Below are 16601 nucleotides of genomic sequence, written 5' to 3'. Positions count from 1 at the left end.
TTTATTTTCAATATTTTCTGGAGATTATTTGCATAATTCTCCTTTTCATTGCATTAGTATAGGTCGATGTTAACCTATCATGGAATGATCCCCAGTACCTGCCGGGCGATGTCCATATCTGCATTCGGATGCGCCATAGTGCCTATGTTATGCTCCATATTCTCCATCAGTGCCTTGTTCTGGAGGAGACTGAAAAGCACGCCTTCCAGCTCTGTTCCTACCGCATCATTTTTGATCAGCAGGCCAGCGTCTTTGTTTACCAGGTTCATAGCGTTGGACGTCTGGTGGTCTTCCGCTGCGAAAGGGTAAGGAACAAAGATGACCGGCTTTTTCACGATGCACAGCTCCGCGATGGCCAGGGCACCTGCCCTGGAGAGCACTACATCTCCCGCCTTATATGCAAAATCCATTACGTTGATAAACTCGTGGACTTTTACATGTGATGCGTAAGGGGCTGCAGCTGCTTTAGCCGTTTCGTAAAACGGCTTTCCCGTTTGCCAGAGTAACTGAATATCTTTCTTTACAAAAGTTGCCAGCAATGGTACCAACGCTTCATTGATGGCTTTAGCTCCCAAACTGCCACCTACTGCAAATACCGTTTGTCTGCCGGTAGTCAGGTCAAAATGTTTCAGCGCATCTTCTTTGGTAACGGCTGATTGGGTGATATTATTCCTTACCGGATTGCCCGTTAATATCAACCTGTCGGCCGGGAAAAAACGTTCCATACCATCGTATGCCACGCATATTTTCTTTGCCTTCTTTCCCAGAATTTTATTGGATTTTCCGGCAAATGAGTTTTGTTCCTGAATCAGCGATGGGATCTGCATACGCTGTGCTGCCCGCAGGATAGGAAAGCTGGCATAACCACCAACCCCAACCACTGCATCCGGTTTGAATGCTCTGATAATGGCCTTTGCATGGCGCAGGCTTTTCCAGATTTTAAAGGGCAGTAATATATTTTTGAAAAGATTGCTTCTGTTGAATCCTGCTATTTCCAGTCCTTCAATGCGATAGCCTGCCTGTGGTACTTTCTCCATCTCCATTTTGCCTTTGGCACCTACGAAGAGGATTTCAGTATCCGGTTGAATCTTTTTCAACGCATTGGCAATAGCAATGGCCGGGAAGATATGTCCTCCGGTACCGCCGCCAGCTATGATAATTTTGCGTTGCATCTGTGTTTTCGTTTCTATTTTGTCTTTGTTATATTATGCTACTGCTTCGTTTTCACGTGCAGCCATTACACGTTCGAGTCTTTCTTTTTCTGCCTGCTTGCCTTCCATTTCTTCCACATTTCTGGCCACACTAAGGATAATACCGATAGAGAGGCTGGTGAAAATCACCGATGATCCTCCCATACTTACCAGCGGCAGGGTAACCCCTGTTACCGGAAAGAGGTGCACATTTACCGCCATATTGGTCAGCGCCTGTATCACCAGTGTTACACTGAGCCCGACGGCCAGGAAGGCACCAAAGGCGTATGGGCATTTCCGGTAGATGCGGATGCTTCTGAGCAATAGCAGCATGTAAGCCGCCAGTATCAGGAAGGCACCTACCAGTCCATATTCTTCAATGATGGTAGCGTAGATATAATCCGAATAGGCATGTGGTAAGAAGTTACGTTGTGTACTGTTACCCGGGCCTTTTCCCATCATACCGCCGCCAGCGATGGCGATGTTCGCCTGTTGAACCTGGTAGGGTGTTTCGGTATGATCATCATGTAAAAAGCTGTCGATACGCTTTTGCCATGTTTTGGTACGCATGTCCATTCCTATCAGCTGGGCTACCAGAAACAGCATTACTACGCCTACCGCTCCTGCTGCCACCATGCCGGCAAGAAATTTTATTGGCACTCTTCCGATGAAGAACAGGATCATGCAGCTGGCACCTAAGAGTAAAGCGGTACTCATATTTGCCGGCATGATCAGCAGGCAGGTAATACCCACCGGAATCACGATCGGAAGAAATCCCTTTTTGAAATCGTTGATGATATGCTGACTCCTGGATAACTGCCTGCTTACATACATGAAGATGAAGAGCTTAGCTACATCCGATGTCTGGAAGGTGAGGTTAATGATCGGGAGACTGATCCACCGGCTGGCCTGGTTGATATTGGAACCGAATGCCAGCGTGTACACCAGCAGTGGTATGGATATCAGGAAGCCTACCTGCGCTACGCGGGAGTAAATCGTATAGTTTACCCGGTGTGCAAAATAGATGATCAGGAGCCCCATCACGAGTACGGAAAGCTGTTTCAGCAGATAATACTCTGTATGTCCGCCTCTTTCGCGATATGCCAGTGATCCGGTTGCGCTATATACCGACAGCAAGCTAACCAGCGACAGGAAAATCACTATCGTCCAGATAACTTTATCGCCTTTGGTTCTATAGAGCAGATTATTCATTTTCGTTTATTAGTTATTGTTACAATACCTCTTACCCATTATATTATAACTCTCTTACCGCATCTTTAAACTGCCGGCCTCTGTCTTCATAATTCTTGAAGAGGTCGAAGCTGGCGCAGGCCGGGGAGAGTAATACCACATCACCTTTAGCTGCGAGCTTGAGTGCGGTGGTTACCGCTTCCTTCATGCTGGTGGTGTTTACCATCACCGGTGTATCGTTGCGGAGCGCTTCTTCGATGGGTTTGTTATCCACACCCAGGCAAACGATGGCTTTCACCTTTTCCTGCACGAGGGAGCGAATAGCGCTGTAGTCGTTGCCTTTATCCACACCACCCATGATCAGTACGATGGGCTTCTCCATGCTTTCCAGTGCAAACCATACGGAATTGACGTTGGTCGCTTTGCTGTCGTTGATGAAGTCCACGCCTTTAACGGTGGTTACATATTCCATTCTGTGTTCCAGGCTTTTGAAACTGGTGAGGCTTTCGCGGATTTTCTCCTTGCGGATGCCCATTGTTTTGCCGGCGATACCGGCAGCCATGGAGTTATACAGATTGTGTTTTCCTTTGAGTGCCAGGTCATAGATACTGACTATCACCGGTTCCTCGTCTACCTTTATGTGCAACTGGTCGTTTTCGACGTAGCCGCCTGCTTTCAGTCGTTTCATGATGGTAAAAGGTATTGATGTTGAATTAATGGGTTGCTGCGGTAAATGCTGCATGATCTCGGGATCATCTTCACAGTAGACGAATGTATCGTCCTGGGTCTGGTTCATGACAATCCTGAATTTAGACTTCACATAATTCTCCATTTTGTACTCATACCGGTCCAAATGATCAGGCGTAATGTTCAGCAGGATGGCTATATTGGGTTTGAACTCCTTAATGTCATCCAGCTGAAAGCTGCTAACTTCAATCACATAATACTCCGCTGGTGCGGTGGCCACCTGGCGGGCATAGCTTACTCCGATGTTTCCTACCATGGCCACGTCATAACCTGCGGTTTTGAAGAGGTGGTAGGTAAGGGCGGTGGTGGTGCTTTTGCCGTTGCTGCCGGTGATGGCAATAATCTTTTTACCTGTCGAAAAACGGTAGGCCAGCTCAATCTCAGAAATTACGGCCACGCCTTTTTCGCGCACCTTTTTCATCAGTTCAGATTTTTCGGGGATACCAGGGCTTTTCACGATTTCGTCTGCGCCTAGTATGATATCCCAGGAATGATGACCTTCTTCGAATGGTATCTGGTTAACCGCCAGTTCCTGCTTATAAATGTCTTTGATCGGGCTTCCGTCTGACACAAAAACTTCATATCCCTGCTGTTTACCCAGCAAGGCCGCGCCAATTCCACTTTCTCCGGCTCCTAATATGATCAGTTTATGTGCCATTTCGTTTAGTCTTCTACGTTATTTGATATATTAATAAATCTCTTATCTCATTTTGAATGTAGCTATGGCAAATACCACGCACATGATGGTTACAATCCAGAAGCGAACGGAAATTTTGCTTTCGTGGTAACCCAGTTTCTGGTAGTGGTGATGGAGGGGCGACATTTTCAGTAGTCTCCTTCCTTCCCCGTATTTCTTCTTGGTGTATTTGAAGTAGGACACCTGCACCATTACGGATACCAGTTCTACCAGAAATACGCCGCAGAAGATAGGGATCAGCAGCTCTTTGCGTACGATGAATGCCAGGGAGGCGATAATACCACCGATGGCGAGACTGCCGGTATCTCCCATAAATACCTGTGCAGGATAAGCATTGTACCAGAGGAAGCCTACGCAGGCCCCTACGAATGCCGCAATAAAAATGGACAATTCCCCGAGGTAGGGGATGTACATCACATTGAGGTATTCAGCAAACTGGATGTTACCGGATACATAGGCGAAGATGCCGAGGCCTACCCCTATAATCGCCGAAACGCCCGTTGCCAGGCCGTCCAGTCCATCCGTTATGTTGGCGCCGTTGGAAACGGCGGTGATCACAAATATTACGATCAGGATATAGAGTACCCAGGTATACTTTTCAGCGCCTGGTATCCAGGAGATCAGTTTGGAATAATTGAACTCATGGTTTTTTACGAACGGAATGGTGGTGATAGGTGTTTTCACATCCACAAACCGGTGTCCGTCGCGGGTTACTCTTTCCGGATGATTTTGTACCGGTCTTTCGTAGGCGGCGATTTTTTTCGGTCCTACTACTTCGCGGGATACTACCACATCGTTATTGAAATAGAGGGTACAGCCTACGATCAGCCCCAGACCTACCTGGCCCATGATTTTAAATCTGCCGGCGAGGCCTTCTTTATTTTTCTTGAAGACTTTAATGTAGTCGTCCAGGAAGCCGATCAGTCCCAGCCACACGGTGCTCAGCAGCATGAGCCAGATGTAAACGTTGGCTACCTGTGCGAATAATAAGGTCGGGATGACGATGGCAGACAAGATGATGAGGCCTCCCATGGTTGGGGTGCCTTTCTTGGAATTTTCTCCCTGCAAACCGAGCTCGCGGATGGTTTCCCCGATCTGGCGGCGCTGGAGCAATCTGATAATGCGTTTACCCAAAAGCAGGGAGATCACCAGCGACAATAGGAGTGCCATGGTAACACGGAAGGTGATGAACTGGAACATTCCACCGCCGATTACGCTGATGTTGAATTCTGTTTTCAGATAATTTAAAAAATAATATAACATACCGTTTTAGTCGTACCTGCTTCGCCCTGCCATAGCGGCGTTGCAGGCTATTAAGTCATTGAGTTATTCAAATAATTTACATCCACTGCACACTTCCTTATTTCTCGAGCATTGTCATCATCTCGTGTAATACCTTTTTATCATCGAAGGGATGTTTGACCCCATGGATTTCCTGGTATTTTTCGTGGCCTTTACCGGCTACGAGGATGATATCATCTTTACCGGCGAGGGACACAGCTGTTTTAATAGCTTCTTTCCTGTCGACGATAGCGATGTATTTTTTTCTGAGATGCACGGGTACGCCTTTTTCCATTTCCTGGATGATGGCGGTAGCGTCTTCGGAGCGTGGGTTATCAGAAGTGAAGATAACCTTGTCGCTGCTTTCCACTGCTACGTCCGCCATGATAGGTCGTTTGGTGGTATCTCTGTCGCCTCCGCAGCCTACTACCGTAATCAGTTGCTCATTGCCTTTGCGGAGGTTTTGTATGGTGGCCAGTACATTTTTCAATGCGTCTGGTGTGTGTGCGTAATCAACGATAGCGATGATCTGGTCTTTGTCGGACACGAAATAATCGAAGCGACCTTCGGCGCCCTGTATATCACTCAGTGCCTGGAGAACTTTGGACTTATCTTCACCCAGTAGTCTGGCGGCACCGTATACTGCCAGCAGGTTATAGGCGTTGAACTCACCGATGAGGCGGAAGTGAACTTCTGTATCATCGATGGACATGATTAGTCCGGTGAGGTTGTTTTCAAGGATTTTCCCTTTGAAATCAGCCAGGGTATGTAAGCTATATCCTGCTTTATGGGCTTTGGTGTTTTGGAGCATTACGTTACCTCGTTTATCATCGAGGTTGGTGAGTGCAAAAGCGGCGTTGGGCAGGTTATCAAAGAACGATTTCTTCACGCGGATGTACTCATCAAAAGTCTTGTGGTAGTCCAGGTGATCGTGTGTGATATTGCTGAATATGCCGCCTGCGAACTGCAGTCCCGCAATGCGGTGCTGGTGGATTGCGTGGGAGCTTACTTCTATAAAGGCGTACAGGCAGCCATCTGCTACCATCCGGGCCAGCAGTTCATTGAGACTGACAGGATCGGGGGTGGTGTGGGTAGATGGGATAACGGTATCGCCTATCTGATTTTGCACAGTGGAGAGTAATCCACAGTGGTAGCCCATTTTGGTGAACAATCGGAACAGCAGGGTAGCGATGGTTGTTTTTCCATTGGTACCGGTTACACCCACGAGTTTTAATTGGTGGGAGGGGTTATCATAGTAGTTGCCGGCTATGATACCACTTGCTGTGGCGCTGTCTTTCACCTGTACGTAGGTGATATTTTCGACCATGGAGGCCGGCATATCTTCACAGATAATGGCGGTAGCTCCTTGTGCTATTGCTTTATCGATATATTGGTGACCATCTGCGTGAACGCCTTTAACGGCGATGAAAGCATCGTTTTTACCAATGGCTCTTGAATCAATTGCAATCGCGTTCACGGTAATATCGGTATTACCCTGAACGGCGGTGATGCCTACGTTGTATAATATGTCGCGCAGCGTCTTCATTAGCTGAGTTCTATTACGATTGTTTGTTCGTTTCCAATTTTAGTTCCTCCGGGGAGTGATTGTGTTTTCACTTTTCCGGCACCTTTAACGACTACACGGAGTCCTGCATTTTCGAGCAGGTACAGTGCGTCTTTGAGTCCCATTCCGGTAACATCCGGCACGGCGCCGCGTTGGTGCGTCACCTGCTGGAAGTTGACTTTCTGGTTAGTCACTTTTGCGCTTACCCAGGCGTTTGCGGCTGGGGTGATGGCGGTGGGGAGCTGCAGGGTATGGAGAATTTCGTTCCATTCTGCGGCTTTCCCTGTTTTCATGGCAAGCATGGTGTCTAGTTTGACATTTGCCTGCATGGGTGCTTGTTTTTCAACAGCGAGTGCATAGATTTTATCTGCCACTTCTCTAAACACAGGACCCGCTACACTGGCGCCGTAAAAGCGGAGTGCATGCGGTTTATTTTTTATTACTACCACACAGGTGTATTGTGGGTCATTGGCGGGGAAGTACCCAGCGAATGATGCCTGGTAGATTTTATCGGCATATCCTCTGCTACCGTTGGCAACGAGGGCGGTACCGGTTTTTCCGGCGAAGGTGTAGTATTGGTTTTGCAGTTTTTTAGCTGTTCCGTTGGTGACTACCCCTGCCAGCATGGATTGTACCTGGCGCAGGGTGTGCTGGGAGCAGATGCTGTCCATTACTACCGTTGGTTCAAATTGTTTTACTACCTGGCCAAATTCCATGATGGAGTTGACGAGGTAGGGTTTCATCATTTTCCCGTTATTGGCCACTGCGTTATACAGCATTGCTGTTTGCAGCGGGCTGATAAGCACTTCATAACCGAAGGCCATCCACGGGAGGGTGGTATTGGACCAGGTACGTGCGGACGTGTTTTTGATGATCGGGCGTCCTTCACCTACGAGGTCGATACCGGTGATAGTATCGAGTTTCAGCCTTTTCAGGTTGTTGACGAAGCTATTCGGTTTTTTGCTGTAGTACTGCACGGCGAGTTTGGCCATACCTACGTTTGAACTGAGTTCGAACGCATGTTTGATGGTTACGTTCTGCGGACCAGGGTGTGGTTCGGAGTCGAATACCGTTCTGCGGCCTACGCGCCATTTACCGCCTTCCATGTCTACCATGGTATTCATGGTGGCGTATTTATCTTCCAGCACTGCGATGACGGTGGCCAGTTTAAAAGTGGAACCTGGTTCACCTACCTGCAGTGCGTAGTTCATGTTTTCCCAGTAGCTGCCGTCCGGTTGTCTGCCGAGGTTAGCCATGGCTTTTATTTTACCGGTTTTCACTTCCATGAGGATACAGGTGCCGTGGTCACATTCATTTTGCACCATCATGTTCATGAGAGCTGTTTCCACAACATCCTGCATGTTTACATCGATGGTGGTAACGATATCGCGTCCGTTTTCTGGTTCGATATCGTAGCCTTGCACGGGAACGTAGGTTCCTCCGGCGATGCGTCGCATGAGTCGTTTACCGGTAACGCCTTTGAGGTATTCGTCGTAGGTTCTTTCGAGGCCTACGCTTTGTGAATTCTCGCGGGCGAGTCCGATGGTTCTGTTGGCGAGCAGTTTAAAGGGGTTGATGCGTTTACTTTTGGTTTCTGCGATCATGCCACCTTTATTTTTGCCGAGCCGGAACATCGGTAATGTTCTCAGGATCTGGTACTGGTTGAACGGTATATCTCTTTTCAGGAGGAAGTACCGGTCTTTGGATTTATACCCTTCTCTGAGCATTGTTTTATATTCCTCTTTGGAGCGGTCGTTAAACAGCTGTGAGAGGGATAGGGCAAGGGAGTCCAGGTTTTCCTTGAAGACTTTTCCTTGTTTATCTCTGAGTCCGTCGGCGGCAAAATCTATTCTGATATCGAAATAGGGGATAGAGGAAGAGAGCATTCTTCCTTCTTCAGAATAGATGGTACCTCTGTCGGCGTCGAGGGCTACGTATCTGGTATGCAGGCTGTCGGCTATACTTCTCCAGTAGCTTCCCTGAACGTTTTGGATATAAAAGACTTTAGCGAGGATAGCGACGCTAAACAGCGCCATGCCGATAACGCATAGATAAACCCGCCATAATATGTCTTTTTTTACATCCACTTTTTTGTTGTTATGCTCCTTTTGGGGAGCTATAATAAAGTATGATACCTGACACTGGCGGTTTTATTGAGATGCTTGCCATATGATATTTACCAGCATCCCCGCCTATACAGATATGTAAGGGCGGGCAGTATCAGGTATCAATGTGTTAATCATTTTTTTCTGTTTCATTTTTCAGCACAATTTTTCGAGGGGGGGAGTTCAGTTGTTTGAGTCCCAGTTGCTCTACGGATTTGCTGACTTCACTCATTTTGCTTTGGAACATGAGCTCACTCTTCACGTTGATATATTCCCACTTGAGCTCTTTAATTTCTTTGCTAAGCTGATTGATACGGCGTATTTTTTTTTCAGCGAGGTGGCTGTTGGCGATATAGATAAGCGCCAGGGCAGCAAGAAACAGGATACGCGGCATGTTCTGCACCAGCATTGAATAGTTGATGCGGAGCCGCCATTCCTTTTTAGGTTCCTGCAAAGGGATATGATCTTCGCTGGGGGCCTCCTGGTTTTTATCGATTATTTCTTCCTCGGACACGCGCTATGCTTTTTAAGGATTATGAAATGGATAGACGCCTACGCCATCATCAGTTAAAGCCTTCACAGTGAATAGGAATGATAGGATTGGAGCTGCGTTGTAAGGCGCGGTGCTACAAGTTTTTTTCGGCTACACGCAATTTTGCACTTCTGGATCTGCTGTTAGTTCTCAGTTCTGCGTCGCTGGCGGTAACCGGCTTTTTTGTGATTAATTTGAACAATTTAGGGGGTGTTTCCAAGCCAAACGGATCGTCTTGTGCTTCCTCGAAACTGCCAGATTTCATAAAGTTCTTAACCATTCTGTCTTCCAGTGAATGGAAGGTGATGATAGCGAGTCTTCCGCCTGGTTTCAATACTTCGGCAGATTGTGACAGTATATCTTTCAAAGCTCCCAGCTCATCGTTAACGGCTATACGCAGTGCCTGGAATACCTGGGCCAGGTATTTCTGCGGATTCCCCTTTACGATGGGTTGGATGACAGATTTGAACTCTGCAATGGTACGCATGGGGTGTGCTTTCCTGTTTTTGACGATGGTTTGGGCCAGTGTTTTCGAGTTAGTTACTTCTCCGTATTCCTGGAACAGGAGATGTAGTTTAGCCTCGGACCAGGTTGCCAGCAATTTTGCTGCGGTGAGGTCGGTTCTGGTATCCATACGCATGTCCAGATCTGCATCGAAACGAATGCTGAATCCTCTTTCTGCAGTATCAAACTGATGGGAGGATACGCCGAGATCTGCCAGTATACCATCGACAGGCTCTGCTTTATGTAATTTCAGGAAACGTTGCAGGTGCCTGAAGTTCTGTTGTACAAAAGTGACGCGGTCGTCTATAATCCGGTTACGGTAGGCATCTTCATCCTGATCAAACACAATCAGTCTGCCGTTTTCTCCTAGTCTTTCCAGTATGGCTCTTGAATGTCCTCCGCCTCCAAACGTCGCATCCACATATGTTCCGGATGGATTGATGTGAAGTAGCTCCGTTGTCTCCTGCAGCAGAACAGGTAAATGATATTGCTGTTCGCCCATACGCTACAGATTTAAATTGTGTTGTTTTGATCTCCTCCTCCCATAACCTGTTGTGCCAAATCACTGAAGGCTGATGGTGAGAAATTTTCAAAGAACTCCTGGTATTTACCACTATCCCAGATCTCGATTTTATTGGTGGCCGCAGCCAGAATAATATCTTTCTCCAGATTGGCGTAAGAGAGCAGGTTTTTAGGTACCAGCAACCTCCCCGCGCTATCCAGCTCCAGTATGGTAGCCCCGTTGAGAAAGTAACGCTTGAATTCCCTCACTTTTGGATCAAAGTCATTCAGCTTACTGATTCTTTCGAAAATGGGCTGCCATTCATTCATCGGATACAGGGACAAACATTTCTCAAACCCTCGGCAAATCACAAACTGTCCTCCGGCACTTTCCTGCACCTGCTTTTTGAATCCGGCAGGTAACAGAAAACGCCCTTTTGCGTCCAGCGTTGCTTCGTATTCACCGAGAAAACCAGTCATACCATGGGGTAAAGTCCTTGAAATCCATTTTCTAACACAAAATAACACTTTTTCCCACTTTTTTACGAAAAAATGCTTTATAAATTTTTTCCACAGGAACAAAAGCCCTTGGGTGTTGATTTTATATGGGATTATGTGTAGGGAGATGTGAATTACGCAGGAGTAAATGTGCGCAATGTGTTAATAAGTTTCAGAGAGGGATGAGCCTGAGGCAAATAAGGCCATGGACCTGCGATTCGGGCGACATAAATTTTTCCATTTTTTTCTGGCCATCTCAAATTATACTTAGTTTTTAATTTTAATTCGTTTTCCGGCCCCGTCAAAATTTTATCATCCAAAAATTTTTTTTGAATATTTCATTTCTTTTTTTAAATCACCATTAAATTTTGCCGGTTTGTCGACTTATTCGTCCCTTTTGCAAAATTTTAACAGCAACGAAAATCTCTCTACCTTACATTTACATTTAATTCTTAATTTTGCCACTCTTTTATGCGGAAATTTTTATTGTTCATTGGTGTCCTTTTGATTGCTGTAATTTCTTTCTCCTCCTGTAACAACGAGTTACGTAGGATAGAAAAAAGCAATAACTTCGAAAAGAAGCTGGCATACGCCGATAAAATGTACCAGAAGAAAAAATACAATACAGCACTCACGCTGTATAGTGACCTCATGCAGGTGTATAAAGGTACCGACAAGTTCGAAGGACTCTACTACAATATGGCTTATTGCTCTTACTACCTGAAAGACTACGTACAGGCCAGTTTTAACTTTAAAAACTACCTGGACCTCTTTCCGAACAGCCCAAGAGCAGTAGAAGTAGACTATATGCAAGCCTACTGCTACTATAAGCAATCGCCTAAAGTGTCGCTGGACCAAACCAACACCACCAAAGCCATTGCCGCCATGCAAACATTCGTTAACAACTACCCTTCCGCCCCTAAAGTGGCTGAAGCTAACCTGGTAATCGAACTCTGCCGCCGTAAACTGGAAAAGAAAGAATTCAATGCAGCCGAACTATATTATAACCTCGGCTACTTCAAAGCAGCTGGTATCGCCTTTAAAGGTCTCATGCGTAACTACCCTGATTCCGATAAATCCGACAGCTATAAAATCATGGCTATCAAGGCTTACTACTCCTACGCCAAAAACAGCGTACTGGATAAACAAAAGGAACGATATGAAACCGTGGTAACTGAATACCTCGACTTCAACGACCACTATCCAAACAGTAAACTTAAGCCTGATGCCGAAAAATTTTATACCTTAGCGCAATCAAACATTAAAACTCTGGAAAATGAGCAAAATAAAGCGAAGTCTAACCAGTAGCCTTAATCCATGGGTAGAAACCAGAAATACTACCGATATTAAGAACAGAACTGGGAATTTATATGAATCTATTGCCGTGATCGCAAAACGCGCCAATCAGATCAATATTTCCGTGAAAGAGGAGCTCCATTCCAAACTGGAAGAGTTTGCCAGTCATACAGACAACCTCGAAGAAGTACACGAAAACAAAGAGCAGATCGAAATCAGCCGCTTTTACGAAAGACTGGCTAACCCAGCGATCCAGGCTACTCACGAATTTCTGGATAATAAAATCTATTTCCGTAAAAACGATGATGACCTGTTCAGCTAATCGTTACGGGAATAAATAAAAATATTAATTTCATGGCGGCAGATATTTTTCTGCCGCTTTTTCGTTTTATACACGTCCATGGACACTACTAAAATATTACACGGCAAAAAAATACTGCTCGGCGTGTCCGGTAGTATTGCCGCCTATAAGGCCGCTACCATCGTACGGCTCCTCGTAAAAGAAGGAGCGCAGGTTAAAGTTGTCATGACCCCGGCAGCCGCCGGCTTCATTACGCCACTCACCCTCGCCACCCTCTCCAAAAATGAAGTGCCCCTGCAAATCAGTGACCACGACAGCTGGAATAACCACGTAGCCCTCGGCAGATGGGCGGATGTCATGCTCATCGCCCCCGCATCGGCCAATACCATCGCCAAAATGGCCAATGGCCTTTGCGATAACCTCCTCCTCGCCACCTACCTATCGGCCACCTGCCCGGTAATATTTGCACCCGCTATGGACGAAGACATGTGGCACCATCCGGCCACCCGCAATAACATCGAAAAACTCATCTCTTATAAAAATATCCTGATCCCGGTAGCCAACGGCGAACTCGCCTCCGGCCTCGTAGGAGAAGGCAGAATGGCCGAACCGGAAGAAATCCTCGTTTTCCTCCGCCGCCATTTCAGCAAGTCCGGCAGCCCTAAGCCACTCGCCGGTAAACTGGCCGTAGTTACCGCCGGCCCTACCATCGAGCATATCGATCCGGTACGCTACATCAGCAACCACTCCAGCGGTAAAATGGGTATCGCCATCGCCGAAGCCCTCGCCGATGCCGGCGCCCAGGTGAAACTGATCCTCGGACCCACCCACCTCAGCACCAACCACAGCAGCGTAGAAATTATCCGGGTGCAGTCCGCCGAAGAAATGTTCCACGCTGTTATCGCCGCATACCCACTGTCAGACCTGGTAGTGGCCGCCGCCGCCGTAGCCGACTACCGCCCGGCACAAGTGGCAGACAAAAAAATCAAGAAAGGAGAAGAACAGCTTAATATCCCGCTGGAAAAAACGCACGATATCCTGCGTACCCTGGGTAATAACAAAGGGCCGCAGCAAATGCTCGTTGGCTTCTCCCTGGAAACAAATAACGAAAAAGAATATGCCCTCAAAAAGCTAAGGGAAAAACACCTCGATATGATCGTGATGAACTCCCTGGCCGACCCAGGCGCAGGTTTTAATTATGATACGAATAAGGTAACCCTCTTCGACCGCAAAGGCCGCGAAAAAAGTTTGCCCCTGAAATCGAAGCAAGAGGTAGCCCAGGACATTGTTTCAGCTATAATTGAACTACAAAATGCTTAAACGCTTTTCCGTAATCCTCCTCCTATGCAGCGCAACCCTGTTTGCCAGCGCCCAGGAGTTCCGCGCCAACGTAACCGTGGTGGCCACTCAACTGACCGGTGTGGATAAAAAGATTTTTACCACCCTGCAAAACTCCCTCAAAGAGTTTATCAACAACCGCCACTGGGCCAGCGATGCCTATTCCCCGGCTGAACGCATCGAATGCAATATCATGCTGAACCTCACCGGTGTGGTAAGCTCCGACATCTATCGCGGCACCCTTACCATCCAGGCCACCCGCCCGGTATACAACGCCAGCTACGTGACCAGCCTGCTCAATATCCAGGATAACAACGTGCTGTTTCGCTACACGGAATTCCAACCCATGGAATTCAACGATAACCGCGTAGCCGGAAGCGACCCGCTGGCAGCAAACCTGACCGCCATCTTCGCGTACTATGCCTATGTGATGCTGGGAATGGATGCTGACTCCTTCTCCCCCAGAGGAGGCGACGCTTTCTTCAAAAAAGCCCAGAACGTAGTCAACAATGCACCTGACGGTAAAGATGTATCGGGATGGAAAGCCTTTGAAAGTCAGCGTAACCGCTACTGGCTTACCGATAACCTGCTCAACGTGAAGTTCAATAACTTCCATGATGTGATGTACCAGTACCACCGTATGGGGCTTGATCTCATGTACGATGACGTAAATACTGGCCGCGGTGCCATCATGAACTGCATTAACCTGCTATACGCTATCTATCAGGATGTACCTAATTCCATGCTCATGCAAACCTTCTATTCCGCCAAAGGAGAGGAATTGCTGAAGATCTTTTCCAAAGCCATGCCACAGGAAAAATCCCGGGCCGCAGAAATGCTGGCAAAAATGGATATCCCTAACGCCGCTAAATACCAGCAGATGCGATAGCACTGCTGCCGCCTATATTATTTTATCAGCAAATGTTGATAGCTTTACGCTTTCTACAACGCAGCCATTAACATGCATTATATTAAGAAACTCAGTGTAGTCGCATTCCTGGTAGTATTGTTCGCCTGCGGCGATAAAGACCGTATCCCCGGGAATATCATGAAGCAGGAAGAAATGAGTGCCGTCCTTGCGGACCTGACCATCGCGGAAGCGTATGGCAATAACCTGGTGATGAATAACAATCCGGGGAGCTACGATTCCTTACGTCAGGAAAAAATTAAAGTCTACTCAAAACAGGTACTGGACCTGCACCAGGTATCTGTGAAAGATTTTTATAACAGCTATACCTGGTACGAGCAGCATCCGGATAAACTCACGGCAGTACTGAACCAGGTGACTGCCAATCTCACCGAAAGAAAAAATAAAGCCCCGGACATGGGCGAGCTGTCGGCCCCGGTGGCCTACCGCCTGCGCACCATTTTCCCGAATGCCGAAAAGGCCATCCTGTTATCGGCCAACAGCGATACCACCAAGCCATTTATCAAACGTCAGAAATAAAAGAAAAACACCAAAACATGAACAAAGTATTCGCAAATGCAGACGAGGCCATACGCGACATAGGAGATGGAGCCGTGCTGATGCTGGGAGGGTTTGGTTTATGTGGTATTCCTGAAAACAGTATTGCTGCACTGGTGCGAAAAGGTATTAAAGATCTTACCTGTATATCCAACAACGCCGGTGTGGATGATTTTGGACTGGGACTGTTATTGAAAACCCGCCAGATCCGTAAAATGATGTCGTCCTACGTGGGCGAAAATGCGGAATTTGAAAGGCAGTTGCTGGCCGGAGAGCTGGAGGTGGACCTGATTCCGCAGGGAACCCTGGCAACGCGCATCCAGATGGCAGGCATGGGCATCCCCGCCTTTTTTACCCCTGCCGGCTATGGCACCGAGATCGCGGAAGGTAAAGAAGTACGCGTATTCGACGGGAAGCACTACCTGATGGAAATGGCCCTGCACGCAGATTTTTCCATCGTTAAAGCCTGGAAAGGTGATACGATGGGCAACCTCGTTTTCCGCAAAACCACCCGTAATTACAGTGTACCAATGGCGAAGGCCGGGAACGTGACTATCGTAGAGGTAGAGCACCTGGTGCAGCCCGGAGAGCTGGACCCGGACCAGATCCATGTTCCGGGAATTTACGTGCATCGTATTTTCCAGGGAAGTAATTATGAAAAAAGGATTGAACGTAAAACGGTAAAAATCTAAACTATGGCGCTTGATAAATATGGCATCGCCAAAAGAATTGCACAGGAACTGCAGGACGGTATGTATGTGAACTTAGGCATCGGTATACCCACACTTGTTTCCAATTATGTGCCGTCGGGTATCAGCATCATGCTGCAGTCTGAAAACGGCATGCTGGGCATGGGCCCTTATCCTACTGAAGAAGAAATAGACGCAGACCTCATCAATGCCGGTAAAGAAACAGTTACCGTATTGCCTGGAGGCAGCTTCTTCGACTCAGCGGAAAGCTTCGGGATGATCCGTGCCGGGAAGGTAGACCTTACCGTACTGGGCGCCATGGAGGTTTCTGATAAAGGCGATATCGCTAACTGGAAAATTCCCGGTAAAATGGTGAAAGGCATGGGTGGTGCTATGGACCTGGTAGCCTCTGCCCGCAATATTATTGTGGCTATGATGCATACCAATCCTAAAGGCGAAAGCAAATTGCTGCCTGCCTGTACACTGCCACTTACTGGGGTCAGCTGTGTAAGAAAAATTGTTACTGAGCTGGCTGTACTCGAAGTAACACCTGATGGCTTCCTCCTGCTGGAGAGAGCGCCGGGCGTGAGTACAGAAGAAATTAAAGCAAAGACTGCAGGTCGCCTGGTGATAAATGGCGAGGTGCCTGAAATGAAGATATAAGTAGTTTACTTTACTGGCGTTCGTTTTGGCGGATTACAA

The 16601-nt window shown here is 47.4% G+C and carries 16 protein-coding genes; 7 read left to right on the top strand and 9 right to left on the bottom strand.

The genetic code is table 11. The features are described from left to right. Window positions 1–77 precede the first annotated feature (77 nt). The 9 genes from murG to mraZ form a co-directional block, all read right to left on the bottom strand. Window positions 78–1172 carry an undecaprenyldiphospho-muramoylpentapeptide beta-N-acetylglucosaminyltransferase gene (gene murG / locus KW844_RS24615; protein WP_218379451.1) on the bottom strand — a complete coding sequence of 365 codons (1095 nt, stop codon included), beginning with the start codon at window positions 1170–1172 and terminating at the stop codon, window positions 78–80. Window positions 1173–1205: 33 nt separating this feature from the next. Continuing rightward, window positions 1206–2402: an FtsW/RodA/SpoVE family cell cycle protein gene (locus KW844_RS24610; RefSeq protein ID WP_218379450.1), complete on the bottom strand. Its 1197-nt coding sequence runs from the start codon at window positions 2400–2402 to the stop codon at window positions 1206–1208. 43 nt (window positions 2403–2445) lie between these two features. Next, window positions 2446–3786, bottom strand: a complete 1341-nt coding sequence (gene murD, locus KW844_RS24605) for a UDP-N-acetylmuramoyl-L-alanine--D-glutamate ligase (protein ID WP_218379449.1) — start codon at window positions 3784–3786, stop codon at window positions 2446–2448. A gap of 42 nt (window positions 3787–3828) precedes the next feature. After that, on the bottom strand, window positions 3829–5088 hold the full coding sequence (gene mraY / locus KW844_RS24600; RefSeq protein WP_218379448.1) for a phospho-N-acetylmuramoyl-pentapeptide-transferase: 1260 nt from the start codon (window positions 5086–5088) through the stop codon (window positions 3829–3831). Between the two features lie 97 nt (window positions 5089–5185). Then, a complete protein-coding gene (locus KW844_RS24595) occupies window positions 5186–6652 on the bottom strand; it encodes a UDP-N-acetylmuramoyl-L-alanyl-D-glutamate--2,6-diaminopimelate ligase (RefSeq protein ID WP_218379447.1) in 1467 nt (488 codons plus the stop codon). Continuing rightward, entirely contained in the window at window positions 6652–8706 is a 2055-nt protein-coding gene (locus tag KW844_RS24590; RefSeq protein WP_255578614.1) for a penicillin-binding protein, read from the bottom strand. The genes KW844_RS24595 and KW844_RS24590 overlap by 1 nt, the downstream gene beginning before the upstream one ends. 199 nt (window positions 8707–8905) lie before the next feature. Beyond that, window positions 8906–9289 carry an FtsL-like putative cell division protein gene (locus KW844_RS24585; RefSeq protein WP_083549277.1) on the bottom strand — a complete coding sequence of 128 codons (384 nt, stop codon included), beginning with the start codon at window positions 9287–9289 and terminating at the stop codon, window positions 8906–8908. 112 nt (window positions 9290–9401) lie between these two features. After that, a complete protein-coding gene (rsmH, locus tag KW844_RS24580; protein WP_218379445.1) occupies window positions 9402–10313 on the bottom strand; it encodes a 16S rRNA (cytosine(1402)-N(4))-methyltransferase RsmH in 912 nt (303 codons plus the stop codon). Between the two features lie 11 nt (window positions 10314–10324). Next, window positions 10325–10792 carry a division/cell wall cluster transcriptional repressor MraZ gene (mraZ, locus tag KW844_RS24575; RefSeq protein ID WP_218379444.1) on the bottom strand — a complete coding sequence of 156 codons (468 nt, stop codon included), beginning with the start codon at window positions 10790–10792 and terminating at the stop codon, window positions 10325–10327. Window positions 10793–11281: 489 nt separating this feature from the next. Here mraZ and KW844_RS24570 point away from each other — a divergent pair, with 489 nt between their 5' ends. From KW844_RS24570 to KW844_RS24540, 7 genes are all read left to right on the top strand, one after another. Next, complete coding sequence (locus KW844_RS24570) at window positions 11282–12118, top strand: outer membrane protein assembly factor BamD (RefSeq protein WP_218379443.1); 837 nt, start codon at window positions 11282–11284, stop codon at window positions 12116–12118. Further along, complete coding sequence (locus tag KW844_RS24565; protein WP_073077665.1) at window positions 12087–12428, top strand: DNA-directed RNA polymerase subunit omega; 342 nt, start codon at window positions 12087–12089, stop codon at window positions 12426–12428. Before KW844_RS24570 ends, KW844_RS24565 begins: the two co-directional genes overlap by 32 nt. A gap of 78 nt (window positions 12429–12506) precedes the next feature. Beyond that, window positions 12507–13727: a bifunctional phosphopantothenoylcysteine decarboxylase/phosphopantothenate--cysteine ligase CoaBC gene (coaBC, locus tag KW844_RS24560; RefSeq protein WP_255578613.1), complete on the top strand. Its 1221-nt coding sequence runs from the start codon at window positions 12507–12509 to the stop codon at window positions 13725–13727. Beyond that, a complete protein-coding gene (locus tag KW844_RS24555; RefSeq protein ID WP_218379442.1) occupies window positions 13720–14634 on the top strand; it encodes a DUF4835 family protein in 915 nt (304 codons plus the stop codon). The genes coaBC and KW844_RS24555 overlap by 8 nt, the downstream gene beginning before the upstream one ends. Window positions 14635–14706: 72 nt before the next feature. Continuing rightward, a complete protein-coding gene (locus tag KW844_RS24550; RefSeq protein ID WP_218379441.1) occupies window positions 14707–15192 on the top strand; it encodes a DUF4296 domain-containing protein in 486 nt (161 codons plus the stop codon). Window positions 15193–15209: 17 nt separating this feature from the next. After that, the gene (locus KW844_RS24545; protein ID WP_073077659.1) at window positions 15210–15902 is read left to right on the top strand and encodes a CoA transferase subunit A; all 693 of its coding nucleotides are present in this window, start codon (window positions 15210–15212) and stop codon (window positions 15900–15902) included. A gap of 3 nt (window positions 15903–15905) precedes the next feature. After that, window positions 15906–16562 (top strand): 3-oxoacid CoA-transferase subunit B, encoded by a 657-nt coding sequence (locus tag KW844_RS24540; protein ID WP_218379440.1) that lies wholly within the window; start codon window positions 15906–15908, stop codon window positions 16560–16562. The last annotated feature ends 39 nt before the right edge of the window (window positions 16563–16601 follow it).

Origin of the sequence: Chitinophaga sp. sic0106, from assembly GCF_019219075.1 — a bacterium.
Taxonomy (GTDB): Bacteria; Bacteroidota; Bacteroidia; order Chitinophagales; family Chitinophagaceae; genus Chitinophaga.
This window is presented reverse-complemented; position numbering and strand designations above follow the sequence as displayed.